Source organism: Paenibacillus sp. FA6 (genome assembly GCF_051550225.1).
In the GTDB taxonomy this organism is placed as follows: domain Bacteria; phylum Bacillota; class Bacilli; order Paenibacillales; family Paenibacillaceae; genus Paenibacillus_AQ.
Genome location: NZ_CP188820.1, coordinates 2,742,547 through 2,758,909 on the forward strand (window position 1 = coordinate 2,742,547; position 16,363 = coordinate 2,758,909).

The 16,363-nt window shown below is 44.3% G+C and carries 11 protein-coding genes; 1 reads left to right on the forward strand and 10 read right to left on the reverse strand.

Annotation, left to right across the window (positions count from 1 at the left end; all coding sequences use genetic code 11):
* Positions 1–3: 3 nt before the first annotated feature.
* The 10 genes from def to ACP8HI_RS13035 form a co-directional block, all read right to left on the reverse strand.
* Positions 4–507 (reverse strand): peptide deformylase, encoded by a 504-nt coding sequence (gene def, locus ACP8HI_RS12990; RefSeq protein ID WP_438351473.1) that lies wholly within the window; start codon positions 505–507, stop codon positions 4–6.
* A gap of 104 nt (positions 508–611) precedes the next feature.
* Positions 612–3,122 (reverse strand): primosomal protein N', encoded by a 2,511-nt coding sequence (gene priA, locus ACP8HI_RS12995; protein ID WP_438351474.1) that lies wholly within the window; start codon positions 3,120–3,122, stop codon positions 612–614.
* The gene (gene coaBC / locus ACP8HI_RS13000; RefSeq protein ID WP_438351475.1) at positions 3,122–4,351 is read right to left on the reverse strand and encodes a bifunctional phosphopantothenoylcysteine decarboxylase/phosphopantothenate--cysteine ligase CoaBC; all 1,230 of its coding nucleotides are present in this window, start codon (positions 4,349–4,351) and stop codon (positions 3,122–3,124) included. Before coaBC ends, priA begins: the two co-directional genes overlap by 1 nt.
* Before the next feature lie 323 nt (positions 4,352–4,674).
* Positions 4,675–4,890, reverse strand: coding sequence for a DNA-directed RNA polymerase subunit omega (rpoZ, locus tag ACP8HI_RS13005; RefSeq protein WP_438351476.1), 216 nt, complete (start codon positions 4,888–4,890; stop codon positions 4,675–4,677).
* A 46-nt stretch (positions 4,891–4,936) separates the two neighbouring features.
* Complete coding sequence (gene gmk, locus ACP8HI_RS13010; RefSeq protein ID WP_438351813.1) at positions 4,937–5,518, reverse strand: guanylate kinase; 582 nt, start codon at positions 5,516–5,518, stop codon at positions 4,937–4,939.
* 13 nt (positions 5,519–5,531) lie between these two features.
* Complete coding sequence (gene remA, locus ACP8HI_RS13015) at positions 5,532–5,792, reverse strand: extracellular matrix/biofilm regulator RemA (RefSeq protein ID WP_006209218.1); 261 nt, start codon at positions 5,790–5,792, stop codon at positions 5,532–5,534.
* A gap of 63 nt (positions 5,793–5,855) precedes the next feature.
* The gene (locus ACP8HI_RS13020) at positions 5,856–6,752 is read right to left on the reverse strand and encodes a YicC/YloC family endoribonuclease (RefSeq protein WP_438351477.1); all 897 of its coding nucleotides are present in this window, start codon (positions 6,750–6,752) and stop codon (positions 5,856–5,858) included.
* Between the two features lie 35 nt (positions 6,753–6,787).
* Positions 6,788–8,659, reverse strand: coding sequence for a bifunctional homocysteine S-methyltransferase/methylenetetrahydrofolate reductase (locus ACP8HI_RS13025; RefSeq protein ID WP_438351478.1), 1,872 nt, complete (start codon positions 8,657–8,659; stop codon positions 6,788–6,790).
* A 185-nt stretch (positions 8,660–8,844) separates the two neighbouring features.
* Complete coding sequence (locus ACP8HI_RS13030) at positions 8,845–11,271, reverse strand: hypothetical protein (protein WP_438351479.1); 2,427 nt, start codon at positions 11,269–11,271, stop codon at positions 8,845–8,847.
* 264 nt (positions 11,272–11,535) lie between these two features.
* Positions 11,536–14,331 carry a calcium-translocating P-type ATPase, SERCA-type gene (locus ACP8HI_RS13035; protein ID WP_438351480.1) on the reverse strand — a complete coding sequence of 932 codons (2,796 nt, stop codon included), beginning with the start codon at positions 14,329–14,331 and terminating at the stop codon, positions 11,536–11,538.
* A gap of 214 nt (positions 14,332–14,545) precedes the next feature.
* Between ACP8HI_RS13035 and ACP8HI_RS13040 the strand changes: the two genes are divergently transcribed.
* Positions 14,546–16,306: an Rqc2 family fibronectin-binding protein gene (locus ACP8HI_RS13040; protein WP_438351481.1), complete on the forward strand. Its 1,761-nt coding sequence runs from the start codon at positions 14,546–14,548 to the stop codon at positions 16,304–16,306.
* The last annotated feature ends 57 nt before the right edge of the window (positions 16,307–16,363 follow it).

Below are 16,363 nucleotides of genomic sequence, written 5' to 3' on the forward strand. Positions count from 1 at the left end.
CCGTCATTCCTTTCCAAGGCGTTCTCCGGTAACTTCAAGCCGTTCTGCGGTAACTTCATATACACTTTCCGCAATGTCCGTGAAGATCACACCATTCAGATGATCAATTTCATGTAGGAATGCGCGTGCTAGAAGTCCGCTTCCCGTTATTGTGATTTCCTTGCCCTCTGGATCAAGTCCCTTAACTGTCACAGTCTCAGCACGTCGCACATCCCCATTTACGCCAGGAATACTAAGGCATCCTTCAGGACCAAACTGCTCTCCTTCAGAAGAGACTAACTCAGGATTAATCAGTTTGATCAGTCCATTCTCATCTCCAACATCAATCACAATTAATCGTTTCAAAATGCCAACTTGAGGTGCAGCTAGACCTACACCTTCTGCATCGTACATCGTATCGGCCATATCATTCAGCAATTTCTGAACGTTTGGCGTAATCTTCTTTACCTCTTTAGCTATTTGGTGAAGCACATCATCAGGTTCTAGAACAATAATACGTATGGACACGAATCTAACACCTTCCCTTTAAAAAAGTCTTATAGAGGTTGTTCAAAAAGTCATCTTTTGATCACACACTCGTATATAATATTACGATTTGGTCTATAGGTTACTTACATTAACATTTGGGGATCAATGTCTATACTAATTTGAAAATTCTTATCATGAACCGAATCTTCAATCTGTTCTGCTGACTCCAAGACAAGCCCGATCGCATCGATGTTCCCACGCCATTTTATCATACATTGGAATCGGTATCTATTTTTAATCCTAGGAATAGGTGAAGCGACGGGTCCAAGAATATCTAGCGCATCCGCCGTTAACCGATCAAGACTACCCAACCAACCACGTTGTCTTGCCTTACCTTGTATGGTAATCGCCATATTCTCAGCCATCCTCAGCAAGAGTGGAAGCTGCTCATGGGACATCGTCACAAGAATTAACCGACAATACGGCGGATAATGAAGCCCTTTGCGGTGCCGAAACTCATCTCTTACGAATGAAGTATAATCATGACCACTCGCATGAATAATAGAATAATGTTCAGGGGTATAGGACTGGATGAATACCTCACCTGGTAGATGATGTCTACCTGCACGCCCTGCTACCTGAGTTAATAGCTGAAACGTCTTCTCTGCGGCACGGAAATCCGGAAGATTAAGCGCAGAATCCGCAGTAATGACCCCAACTAATGTAACATCAGGGAAGTCCAAACCTTTAGCTACCATTTGAGTCCCTAGAAGTACATCAGCTTTCCTATCGCCGAACTGTTTCAGTAGCTTCTCATGTGAACCCTTCTCCGTTGTGGTGTCCACATCCATTCGGATCACACGAATTCCTGGAAATAGCTTTGCTAATTCCTCCTCAACACGCTGTGTACCCGTACCAAAAAAACGAATATGCTCGCTACCACACTCTGGGCACACTTGAGGTGCTGATTCTGCATAACCACAGTAGTGACACCGTAAATTATTCGACTTCTGATGGAATGTCAGCGAGATATCACATTCTGAACAGCCGGCAACATACCCGCAACTACGACACATAACAAATGTAGAATATCCCCGTCTATTAAGCAACAGCACGATCTGTTCTCTCTTCTCTAACCGTGTAACAATTGCCTCATGCAACGCCCGACTGAACATGGATCGATTGCCAACACGCAATTCCTCGCGCATATCCACAATTTGTACCTCAGGTAATCTATTACCTAATGCACGTGTCGGCATCTCAAGTAACCAAGGTGAGAAATCAGGGTTGGCTTTGGATTTAGCAGCATGGTATGTCTCCAAGGAGGGTGTGGCTGAACCTAGAATGACCGCTGCACCAAGCTGCTGCGCGCGATGCACAGCGACGTTTCGAGCATGGTATTTCGGGCTTTCCTCTTGCTTATACGATGTTTCATGTTCTTCATCCACAATGATCAAACCTAAGTTTGTAAAAGGGGCAAACACGGCAGAGCGAGCACCTACCACGACCGACGCTTTACCCTCGCGAATTTTGCGCCATTCATCGTAACGCTCTCCCCCAGATAAGCGGCTATGCATCACAGCAACCAAATTACCAAAGCGACCTTTGAAGCGCTCGACCATTTGAGGTGTCAATGAAATTTCAGGCACAAGCACTATCGCCTGTCTTCCTTGTTCCAAACAACGCTGTATACTTTGTAAATAAATCTCCGTCTTTCCACTACCCGTCACACCATGAAGCAAGAACACATCATGTTTGCGCTCATCCAATGTATGAACAACCCTGTCATAAGCGAGCTGCTGTTCTTCCGTTAAGATAAGGGGTGCCGTTGCCTTGAAATGACGACCCTGATAAGGGTCTCGTAATACTTCAACATCTTCAACACTCACATATCCTTTATCAACGAGACTTTTCACGGTTCCTGAAGTGACCTGTAGGGCTGAGATAATTGTTTTCATAGGGAGTGGAAGAAGATCTTTCGAGTCCAATATGAATTGAAGTACTTCCTTTTGGCGTATTGCCTTCGCTGGAAATTGATCAATAATATGTTGAGCTTCATCACTACTCACTATTAAATTTACAGCTTTGAGCGTTTTCTTCTGCAATTTATCTTTAATATATTGATTTTCCTGTAAAATGCCCCTTTTCAGTAAAGATTTCAACAGGATAGCATGATCCGGAAAAGCATTGCTAAGTTGTTGCATCGTCACTTCGACCTTGCGCCCGATGAAACGAATAATGTCTTCTTCATCATTCCCCACTAAAGACCCTTCTCCAAAGAGAGTCTCACTAGACTCGACCAAAGAGATGTACCGTTCAGCCTTTCCTTTTAAAGCGGTGGGAACCATAACCTGTAACGCTGTAATAAAGCGACAAGCATACTGCTCGCTCATCCACTGTGCCAACTCCACCAGCTCTTCAGAAAGAGGGGGGATCATATCTAACACTTCTTTTATAGGTTTCATTTTAAAAGATTCTGTCTGCGACTGCGGCTGTATCGACACTACAAATCCTTGCACGGTACGATGCCCAAAAGGTACTCCCACCCGGCTTCCAACCTCTATCCAAGCCCGCATGGATTCCGGAATCAGATAATCAAACGGACGGTCCGTGTTCTTAACGGGTACATCGACGATAACCTTCGCTATTTCCATCAAGAGTGAGCTCCACCTATACGTGCTGCCGTAATGGTAAGTAAGCGGTGGGCCACTTCTTCTTTAGAGAGCATTGGTAATTGTTCAACAAGTCCGAGCGCATCGTAGATTTGCACAATATTCGTTTCAGACCGAAATCCAGCACCTTCTGATGTCACATCATTCGCTACCATCAAATCGCAGTTTTTACGAGCCAGTTTCTCACGTGCATATGTCTCCATATTATTCGTCTCCGCTGCAAATCCGATTAGAAATTGTGATTTCTTCCGTAACCCAAGCTGCTCCAAAATATCTACCGTTTTCACTAATTCAAGACTCATCGTATCCCCAGACTTTTTCATTTTGCGGTCAGAGGCCTTTCGAGGTCGGTAATCTGCCACTGCTGCTGCTTTAATCACGATATCACTGTCTTCCCATAGCTCCAATACAGCATCATACATCTCTTGCGCCGATTGAACCTGCACCACATGAATATCCGCTGGAGGCGTTACATCAATATGCCCTGCTACAAGAACCACTTCTGCTCCCATATCACGGGCCGCCTTAGCAATAGCAACACCCATTTTACCTGATGAATCATTCGTAATATAACGGACAGGGTCAATCCTTTCGATCGTCCCTCCCGCGGTAACTACGATCTTTCTACCTTCCAGAAGCCGAGGTTTGTTTGATGTAGCTGATGTAGCTTCAGAGAAAAACTGTTCGATGATTTGAACGATACTCTCAGGTTCTTCCATACGTCCTTTGCCAACATAACCACAAGCTAATAAGCCTTCACCCGGTTCGATAAATGATACACCCCGCGAGCTAAGGATCCTCATATTCTCAATGACAGCCGGATGCTGATACATATGCACGTTCATAGCTGGTGCTACCATAATCGGCGCAGTCGTTGCTAACAATGTCGTGGACAACATATCATCGGCAAGTCCATGTGCCATTTTGGCGATCATATTAGCCGTCGCTGGTGCAACGATCACTAGATCGGCTAGATCGGCTAAATTAATATGCGAAACGACCGAAGGTTCTCGCTCGTCGAAAGTATCACTGTACACGGGATTTTTAGATAGAGACTGTAATGTTAGTTCCGTTATGAATTGCTGTGCTGAAGCTGTCATGATGACATGTACATCCGCGCCCTTTTGTACAAGCTTACTAACTAGCGTTGCTGATTTGTAGGCGGCAATTCCACCGGTAACACCGAGCACTATTTTTTTACCGTTCAGCATGTATACCTCCACCTTTCATCTAGAATAGACAAGCAGAAACGGCTATGCCATCCCTTTACAAGGACGGTACCCGTCTCTGCCGAAATTTAAGAAATAGAGTATCAAGTGAAACTTATACTTTCTTATATTTTAAGAAGAAACGGCTGTACCGTCCCTTTGTTCAGGACAGTACCCGTTTCTGCGAAAAATATAAATATAAGAGTATATGATAAAACTTATATTTTCTTATATTTCATAAAAAAACAACAACCTTACGGTTGTTGGGTAATGTGACTTCTTGTGCTACTATACAACAACTCGTAACTCTGGACTATTCATCAAAATTACTTGTTGTTTTCTTCCTCAGTACCTGGTGTAATAACGATCAGATCAGCATATATTTCTTCAAGCGCAACGCCAACATTCTTATGAGACTTCGCATCTTTAAGCATGGTTTTTCCGCCTTCACGCAATTGTCTTGCACGACGCGAAGATGCTACAACTAACGAATACTTACTGTCGACTTTGTTCATCATTTCATCAATGGAAGGATATAACATGATAGGACACCTCTTCTTTTATATTGAAGTTCAATGGCAGCAGACTTTAGTTCCCACTACTTCTAACCTTACAATGTTCGGCAATCATAATAGATTCTATTCGTTTACACGCTTCATCAATCTGATCATTGACTACCGCATAGTGATAATGCTCTACTAGATCGATCTCATCAAGCGCAACCGCAAGCCTGTGATCAATCGTAGCTTGATTCTCCGTACCGCGACCCTTAATGCGGTCTTCTAGTTCATCTAGTGATGGTGGAAGCAAGAAAATAAAGACACCTTCTGGAAACTTCTCTTTCACTTTAAGTGCACCTTGCACCTCAATTTCCAGAATAATATCTTTGCCACTCTGAAGCGTCTTCTCCACGAAATCACGAGGTGTTCCATAGTAATTACCAACGTATTCAGCATATTCAAGCAACTGCTCATTCTCTATCATGTTCTCGAACTGATCACGAGTCTTGAAGAAATAGTTCACTTCGTCCTCTTCGCCTAAGCGTGGAATACGTGTAGTTGCAGATACTGAATATACTAAATTGTTAATTTTACCGCGAAGCGCATTACATACCGTTCCTTTACCCACTCCCGAAGGACCGGATAAAACAATTAATAATCCTCTAGACATTCTATTCTCCATCTTATTCGTCATTATCATCATCTTTACTGGATAGACGATGAGCAACAGTCTCCGGTTGTACCGCTGACAATATGACATGATCACTGTCTGTAATAATAACAGCTCTCGTCCGGCGTCCATAGGTCGCATCGATCAGCATATGCCGGTCTCTTGCTTCCTGAATGATACGTTTAATAGGTGCAGATTCCGGGCTAACAATCGAAATAATACGATTGGCAGACACAATATTCCCGAAGCCGATATTAATGAGTTTGATTGCCATTGCCATATCTCAGTTCTTCCCCCTATACATTTGACACAATGCTGTCCGTAAATGCACACTCACTTATTCAATATTTGCTGCTTGCTCACGAATTTTCTCTATTTCCGCTTTCATTTCAACAACACGGGTCACTAGAGACAAATGGTTCGCTTTCGATCCGATCGTATTCACTTCCCTGTTCATTTCCTGAATAAGAAAGTCTAACTTCCGTCCGATTGCTTCATCCGCAAGAAGTAATTCCTTACATTGCACTAAATGACTATCAAGTCGAATTAATTCTTCGTCAATATTAGAACGATCCGCATAGAGAGCGATCTCCATCCCGAACTTAGATTCATCCAAAGTAAATGAATTATCTTGCAGTTCAGATAACCTTTGTCTAAGCTTGACCCGATGTTCCTCCACCACATGTGGTGCAAAGGTAACCATCTCATCATGTATAACCTGTAATCGCTGTAGTCGTTGTTCAACATCCTGCACTAAATGTAGCCCTTCTTTAGAACGCATCATCATCAAGCTTTCTAGAGCCTTCTGAAGCCCTTCCTGAAGAACTTCACCCCACTTCTCCATATCCACTTCATCAACGACAGAGAGATGATCCGAAGACAGTAGAACGTCTGGAAGAGACAGTATATCCTTCACTGTTAACGTGCCTTCCAGACCATATTCGACGTTTAGTACATCAACAGCTTGCAAATACGCCTTAACGGCGGAATGATTCAATGTAGCAAAAGCCGCATTTTCCAATTCCGCCTCTTTATTAATGTAAATATCAATCCTTCCGCGCTTCACGTACTGCTGTACCGTTCTTCTCAGAACATCCTCGAAACACGTCCATTCTCGTGGCAACCTGAGTACAACTTCACAGTAACGATGATTTACGGATTTGATCTCAATTTCAACCTTATATCCTGCATATTGCAGGCTAGATTGACCGTATCCGGTCATACTGAATGACATCGGCACCACATCCATTAACCTATTGTAATTGATAATTATGATCGAAACAAGGGGGACAACTCCCGACCCGACCTCTTCCATACATACTCCATCAATTGAACACTCATCTCATAAAATAAAAAAGGAGTCATAATATAGATGCCATTAAAATGTTTCATAGCCACTTCAATCAATTCTGTAGCTATCGTAACTCCCATAGCCCTTCCTTCTTCCCCTTCTAGACCAGACATCCGTGCAAGTACCTCTTCAGATAACAGTATACCCGGAACCTCATTGTGCAGGTATTGAGCATTTCTACCACTTGCAAGTGGCATGATCCCTAGAAAGATTGGCGTATCCAAATGGGCTGTCGCTTCTTTTATTGCAACGATTAACTTCGGATCATAGACAGGCTGGGTCATAATATAGTCTGCCCCTGCAGCTATCTTCTTCTCTAATCGCTGTACAGCTTTATCAAGATGCTTCACATTGGGATTAAAAGCCGCTCCGACCATAAATTTAGCTTTCTGCTTCAGTGGCTTGCCAGAAAACGCTATTCCATCATTGAGCTGTTTAATCATACGTATAATTTCGAAAGAAGTTAGATCGTATACGGAACTTGAACCTGGCAAATCTCCAAACTTTGCAGGATCTCCTGTCACTGCAAGGACATGATCAATCCCAAGTGCATCAAAACCCATCAGATGAGATTGTGTACCAATCAAATTGCGATCCCGGCAAGCAATATGAATTAAAGGACGAATTCCAACTTTATCTTGAACAAGATGCCCCAATGCCATATTACTCATACGGGTCACTGCGAGTGAGTTGTCAGCTAATGTTAATGCATCGCATCCAGATTTCTTCAGTGCTTCAGCACCGCGCATAAACTTTTTAATATCCAAATCACGCGGGGGATCAAGTTCAACAATAACGGTGTGCCGTTGCTTTACAAGGTCAACAATCGTTGGTTCATCATCTCCGGTGCCAGTCTCTGAATGCTCATGTATGATGACAGGTGTATCAACTTTAAACACAACATCTCGATCAATAGGTTTCGGAACATAACCGTTAAGAGCCTTTGATATCGCTTTAATATGCTCAGGAGTTGTTCCACAACATCCCCCGATAATTCGAGCTCCCATATCCGCAAACCGCAAGGACATTTCTCCAAAGTACTCCGGTGTTGCCGTATAACGAATCTCCCCATCCACAAAGTCCGCTACTCCTGCATTTGGGAATACAGAGACAGGTACTGCTAATTGACCGCTAAGGCTCTCAACCGCCCTCATAATTCCATTAGGACCAGTGCGGCAATTAAAACCAATGATATCAGCGCCTTCTTGCTGTAATATCTGGAATGCCTCTGGCATCGTATATCCATCTAGTGTCCGTGCTACATCTTCAACAGCGAACTGACAAATAACAGGTACATCACTAAGTTTACGCACTCTAGACAGCGCAATGAGCAACTCTTCGACATCATAGAATGTTTCAAGTAATATGCCGTCTACGCCTTCATCGAGAAGAATAGATATTTGCTGTTCAAAATGTTTCTTCAGTTCTTTCGTAGAAACATTCGTTCGTTTCCCTCCACGAATAGAACCCACAGCACCTACCACATATCCGTCAGGACCTACTGCAGATCGAGCAATTCGAACTCCCGCTCGATTAATCTCTTCAACTTTAGATTCCAGCCCATACTTGGACAATTTATCGTAATTAGCAGAAAAAGTATTTGACTCCAACACTTGCGCCCCTGCAGCTACATAGCGGCGATGAACATCCGCAACGACCTCGGGCGAAGTTAGATTTAGTTCTTCATAAGATATTCCCACAGGAAAACCCATTTGGTATAAAAAGGTACCCATCGCACCGTCACCGACTAGTACATTATTCTCCAATACTTTCCGCAAATCCGGTTTCATGATTGCCCTCCACCTTCAAAGTAGTTTCGTATAAATGTATCATATATCACTTGTAAAGATAAGCATTGTATATGAAAACATGATAGAAATATGATAATAGTAGACATTATTTCTCATAATAGGGGAATTTCCGCATATGGAAAAACCGTCAGCAACAAGTCATCGACGGTTTTCCAATCCATATTTCATTTTCCGTTTGGAACAAGCTGCACAGCTCCGGTCATTCCCCATTTAACAAAGTGAAGTTCATCACCTAATGTTAATTCGGGCGCAACATCGTGGTCGGCGAAATTCTTTATTCCTTGGTACTGTGCCGGACTCACTAAATGCCTGTCGCCATCAACATGATAATGTGGTCCATACACGTTGTATGTATTAGGAACTAACCATACCGTCACTTCGTGTTCCCCCTCCTCAAGTCCTTCAGGGAGATTCATCGTCCAGTCAGGTCCGAAACACCAACCATAGCCTCTATCTCCAACCAATACGTTCGCAGCATCAGCGTGAACGTTGGTCAGTTGCAAAGACACATCATGAATCGATTCGTTCAACTGCATCGTTGTCGTCAGCCTTGCAGCTGAAGCACAGAAGGGTAGACCAGACGTAATAAGATCTCCTGCATCCAATTGTTCTGGAGAAACTAGACAGAATGGTCCTGTAGTCATCATTTGCCTGTCATCCTTCTCACAATAGTCGTTCAAACTCCGAACTGTAAACGGTCCTTCCAAGAAGGCGACTGGGTTCGGCTCAGCTCCATCTACTTGTTCTAACTCAACGACGATCCGTCCTACATTCAGAATGCCGGCCGAAATCGCATAGCGGTATTTCCCTCCGATGAAAGTACCCTCCAGTACACTGCCGTTGACGGTAGCTTTGGCCGCCTGATCTAGTAATATTAGGGTTAAGGAATCGGATGTAGGCAGGATTGATGTCTCCACTTCAGCAACAAGTGCAGAGCCGACCCCTGCTTTGAAATAGAGCGCATAAAGATTACTGCTTGGCATCTCTGCTCGCCATGGTGACTGTTCGAGCACAATGGGTACAGCCTGTACAGCTTTTCCAGCGGGGACTTCTGTAAATATGAATTGCGCTTGATCCGCTTCAATGATAACTACCCCTACTTCACGCATCTGGTCAACACTCGTCCTTCCTGCTTCATCACAGTTCCAGACGCATCCATCTGCAAGGAGCACTTGCTTGTAGTCACGCTTGCCTATAGATACTTTTCCATCGGCAAACACTCCAATCTCCTCGATCGTGCGTTCCTCAGTCAATTCGTAGTGAATACCAGCAGCGTGGCAAGCTTCTACAAGAGCAATAAAGTCATTGCTGATTACACCGCTAGCCGTAGCAGGCACGTCGGAACCATCATGCTCGTTAATCACCATGGCCTCCTTCGGATCGAATGCCGCCATCACTCCTCTTGTCGGTGTCACAATCAACAATTCCGGCTCTGCTGTGCGAATATCCGGCAGTGTAGCCACCTTCCGTCGGATCTCTGCCAACACCGATGGAAACGCATCTCGCCAAGTAAGGTGAAGAGGCATGGACGGTGGCCAGTCATGAACAGCTTTCGATTTCAACCGGTATTGAGCCAGATGAAGGACAAATTGTTCCAGACCATGGCTCGCCAGCCACATCACATAATTCGTAAACGACTCAGGTGTAACTCCCCAGCCACTTCCCCCATGCGCCTCGACTATGCAGCTTTCTCTACCTTGCTGCATAGCCAACGAATGTACGATACGAGGGTAAAAGTTATTACCAGGGAAGCGTTCCAACGCGTCGATCGCCGGCATGGTAAGATCCTTCAGCACATGGAAGCACGACCCGCTGTAAGACAGTTGGAAGAACGGATTCTCCTCTCCCTTTAGATGCCCAGTAAACAACTTTCCGTTTTCCTGACACCAGTGTTCAATCGGTTTGTAGAACCCTTCGATAAGCGCATCTGTAAGCAACTCCCAGTAACGAGTTCGAAACGCTCCACTACATTCTCCATCCATGAATAACAACGGCAATAACGGCTCAAGTGGCTCGCCGAACCGCTCGTAATACATCTGCGGCAAGCCACTGCTCCAAGGGATGGCTCCTTGGCTGACAGAAACACTATGTCCATCAAGGAATGCCACTTCATCCGTGAAGAATCCCGTTACATAAGCGAAAGCCTCCTTGTGAAGTCCCTTCCGGTACCCCTCATGCGTGATTTCTATAAATAGCTCCGTCGCTTCAGAATCTAACGAGGAAACGGCATGCTTGGACCGTACGACCACTTCGTGTTCACTATCAGAGGCTTCATTCCACTCCAGCCATTCACAGGTCAAGTCCGGACGTCTCGCGATGACTTGTCCACTTGCCGTACCAGATGGCCATCCGTTCTCGTCATAAATCCAGAACGACATATGAATAGACTTCGCATACAGAATTAAATCAGAGATAATATCTAGGTAAGCTTGACTCATATATTCTGGTACGTCCGGATAAAATCGCGGATGGAATACGACACCATCCAGCCCAGATGCTTTCAGTTCGTCCAGCTGCTCAGTCAGCTCCTTTAGATCGAGCGCATCGTTGATTGCCCACAATGCCATAAATCGTAATCGACTTGCATCCATCAGTTCCTGTCCCCTTTACCCATGTATCTATCTTCGTAGATCATTCCTTTTCCCTATGAGGAAGTTCAAAAAGTCACCTTATGTCATTATTCTAATACAGTTCTCTACTCGAAGACATGTAGCTATTTATAGAATATAGTGAGGTTTTTTAAGATGTTACAAGGTTACGTGTACCATCATCATCTGTCCCTGTCATGTAATCTCAACAAAAAGCCTATACTCCAAATATCTTTCGATATCCGGACCATAGGCTTTCAATTAACTTTATGCTGAAATCTTTGTACCTTTCGCCACAATTCGTTGTGACCCACTGCGTCTGTGTCTTCTTCCACCCCATACACTACCTGCTCCCATTAGAAACGTAGGAATCCCCGCGGCTACAAGTGTAAGCGCCCATTCACGCATTCCGAGCGGCACAGTTTTGAATATAGGCTGAAGAGCTTCGATATAGAACACACCTAGCATCAGTAGTACGGAAGATAGAACCGCCACAATCAAATATTTATTCTGAAATGGGTTACGGTGAAATACAGAGCGTGAGCTACGACAGTCGAACACATGGAATAACTGAGCCATAACCAATGTCGCAAAAGCAACGGACTGTGCTTTCAGTAACTGTCCGGGTTGATCTGGGGCAACGCGCAACGTGAGCCAAAATGCAGCTAAGGTACACATACCTATCAAAAAACCGCGACTAATAATTTTCCACCCAAGACGACGGGCAAATATATTTTCTTTGGCACCACGTGGTTTGTGCTCCATCAGATCTTTCTCGGGTTGATCTACCCCTAGCGCCATTGCGGGTAACCCATCGGTTACGAGATTGACCCATAGTATTTGAATCGGTAGAAGCGGTAGCGGAAGTGCCAGCATCATTGCGAAGAGCATCGTTAGAATTTCTCCTACATTCGAAGCGAGTAAATAACGAATAAATTTACGAATATTCTCGTAGATGTTACGCCCTTCTTCGATCGCAGCAACAATGGTAGAGAAATTGTCGTCGCTAAGGATTAATGAAGATGCCTCCTTGGTTACATCCGTTCCTGTGATACCCATCGCTATACCAATATCCGCTGCCTTTATGGCAGGGGCATCATTCACTCCATCACCCGTCATCGCCACCACATGTCCTTTACGTTGCAGTGATTTGACGATACGAAGTTTATGTTCTGGAGATACGCGGGCATACACATAAATATGATCAACCTTAGCATCAAGCTGATCGTCGCTAAGCTTTGTCAATTCCTGCCCACTGAGAGAAAGACCACCTCGTGGTAAAATACCAAGTTGATGAGCTATAGCTTCAGCAGTTGTGCCGTGATCCCCAGTAATCATCACCGTCTTAATACCTGCGCGGCGACATGTCGCTATCGCATCTCGAACTTCACGTCGAGGTGGATCAATCATTCCTGCAAGCCCTACAAAGATAAGTTGCGATTCCGCTTCCGCTTCACTCTCCACTCTATCCTGAGGTCGTAACTCCCGATAGGCTGTACCCAGAACACGCAACGCCCCCGAAGCCATTTCTTCGTTCGCAGTTAACACCTGCTGCCGTATCATACCTGTAAGTGGAACAATCTTCCCACCCCACAAAATATACGAACATTGGTTCAGTAGCACATCTGGTGCGCCCTTGGTATACAGGAGCCTTCCCCCTTGATGAGTTACAATAACGGACATGAGCTTCCGTTCTGAATCGAAAGGAAACTCTCGCTCTCGTGAATACAGACTACCTAGTGAGTGGGCTGACATCCCCATCTTGGATGAAAGAGCTGCAAGTGCCCCCTCAGTTGGGTCGCCTTTCAAATCCCAAGAGGAACCTCCTGTCTCCCCTTTCAGCTTTTTCTTACCCTGTATCTCATCCGTCGAAGTTTCTACAATCACAGAGTTATTACACAATGCTCCGATCTGAAGTAACCGACGCAATCCTTGATCGTTCTTGAGGTCAACAGGACTTTTCTTCTCTAATATTTGACCTATCGGTGCATATCCATCCCCAGTAACTTCCAATTGTCGTCCTCCAACCCATACGGAAGTGACAGTCATCTTATTCTGAGTCAATGTCCCTGTCTTATCTGAACAGATTACGGATGCACACCCAAGCGTTTCCACAGATGGCAGTTTACGAACAATCGCTTTACGCTTGATCATCCGTTGCACGCCAAGCGCCAAGGCAACAGTTACAATAGCTGGCAGTCCTTCTGGAATAGCCGCAACAGCTAAACTAACTCCGGCCATCAGCATCCCCATGACAGGCTGTCCGTGCAGAATACCTGCAACAACGACCATAATCGTGAGCGCCAATGACAGTATGATTAGTATTTTCCCAAGCTGTTCTAATCTGTGCTGCAATGGCGTTTCCTGTGACTCCGTACTTTGAATCAAATCGGCAATCTTACCCATTTCCGTTTCCATACCCGTGCGTATAACGATACCCTTCGCCGTACCTCTAGTCATCATCGTTCCCATAAAACCAATATTCTTCTGATCTCCCAGTGGCACGTCATCTTCGCGAATCATTTGACAATGTTTCGATACTGGTAAAGATTCACCCGTCAGAGCAGATTCCTCAACACTACAAATGTTAGTCTCAATCCAACGTACATCAGCTGGAATACGATCTCCACTCTCCAACAGAACAACATCTCCAGGTACAAGCATGCTTGTTGAGATGACATCCAACTTGCCTCCGCGCAGTACCTTTGCGCTTGGGGATGACAATTTCTTCAGTGCCCGTAATGATCGCTCTGCTCGGAACTCCTGAATAAACCCAAGTATTCCATTCAAAAGAATGATCGCGATAATCGTAATTGCGTCCAGATATTCACCTAATAAACCTGACAATAAAGTTGCTGCCATTAATACAACGACCATGAAATCTTTGAACTGGTTCAAAAAAAGAATAATGGGAGAAACCCGCTTCCCTTCACTCAATTCATTCAAACCACTCTTCGTCCTAATATGTCCCACTTCTTCTTCGGTAAGGCCTTGCTGCGGTTGAACACCCATGACATGCTGTAGCTCTTCCACATCCATCTGATGCCACTTTTTCAATTCCATGCTTCCCGTTCCCTCCCGATCTATCTGCAGTTTTGGCGACGCGACAGCTTTTCCACCTCGTATATCGTAATAATATTCGGACAGGTGTTAAATTATCACAGACCCTCCTCTTAAGTTTTTGCCTAAACTATGGCATCATAGAGAATGGAATGTTAAACGAAACATGTTAAAATGATGGAATCATATTAATCATAGTAGATGGGAGATATAGATTATGGCATTAGACGGCAGCGTAACAAGGGCCATTGTACAGGAACTTCAAATATACAAAGGCGCCCGTATTAACAAAATATATCAACCCAACAGTCACGATATCCTTTTTAATCTGCGCTCTAGAGAAGGGAACTCTAGGTTATTGCTCTCGGCCAACCCAACTTTTCCACGTGTCCAGTTAACCGAGAAGACCTTTCTTAATCCTCAGGAAGCACCTATGTTCTGTATGCTCATGCGTAAACATTGTGAGAGCGGTACGATAGAAGATATCCAGCAAGTAGGTATGGAGCGGATCATTCATATTTCCATTCGTCAACGTGACGAGCTTGGTGATGTTTCTTTGAAAAAGATCATTATTGAATTGATGGGTCGACACAGTAATATCATTCTCATGGATACTTCAAGTGGTATCATTCTAGACGGAATCCACCACGTCACTCCTGCAATCAGTAGCTTCCGCATTGTCATGCCAGGTGCCTCGTACACAGAACCACCTGAGCAACATAAACGAAATCCCCTTGAAGTGGATCAAGCTGCATTCATTGAAGCCTATATGGGGACTGAGCAAGAGCCCATCTCTTGGATTGTCGATTCTTTTAGCGGTCTAAGTCCATTAGTAGCACAAGAAATTGTATTCCGTGCTAGCCAAGAACAAGATCCGAATGTAGATGAGGATAGAATCAGTGCATCACTTCTATGGAGTGCCTTCTCACATGTGATGGAGCCCGTAGCGAAGCACGAATATCAACCGGTGATTGGAACCAACGCCAAAGGCAAATTGGTGTTCTCTGCGATATTACTCACGATGCTTAACAGTGAAGTCACTCATTATCATTCTATAAGTGAGTGTTTAGAAGAGTTTTACGGGGATAAAGCAGAACGGGATACGGTTAAACAGAAAGTAAGTGATCTACTCCGTTTCCTGCACAATGAACGTGCTAAGAACCTGAAGAAGCTCGATCATCTCCATGAGGATATAATCGAAGCTGGTGATGCCGATCAGTATCGTATCTGGGGTGAGTTGATCTTCGCTTCCCTTCACTTGATCCATAAAGGTGACAAAACCGTCGAATTAACCAATTTCTATGATGAAGAACAAGCGATGATCACCGTTCCACTCGATCCACTCATAAGCCCTACCGAAAACGCTCAACGATATTTCAAGAAATATAATAAATACAAAAATAGTCTAGTCGTCATAGATCAACAGCTGATAAAGACCCGTGAAGAAATTCGCTATATGGATGATCTATTGCAACAACTTTCCTATGCCTCTATGAACGATATTGAAGAAATCCGCGAGGAATTAATTCAACAACAATACTTGCGAGATAGAAGCAAAAAGTCACGTAAGAAGAAGGTCAAGAAGAAGACAGATCGTCCAACACTTCATGTATTTACATCATCTGAGGGAATAGAAATTTATGTCGGCAAAAATAATTTACAGAATGAATATGTCACCAATCGTTTAGCTAGCCCTAATGACACTTGGCTACATACGAAGGATATCCCTGGATCTCATGTGGTCATCCGTAGTGAGAAATTCGGAGAAGCCACGTTAGATGAAGCCGCTCAGCTCGCTGCTTATTTCAGTCAAGCCAAGGAATCCAGTAGCGTTCCTGTCGATACCACGTTAATTCGTCACGTACGTAAACCGAGCGGATCGAAACCTGGTTTTGTCATTTATGACCATCAGAAGACGCTATTCGTCACTCCTGACGAACGACGGATCAAAGACATGCCAAGCATCATTAAAAATTAAGCCCATAACCAATCAAATCATAGCAAAAGGACCTGACGGATCATGCATCGTCAGGTC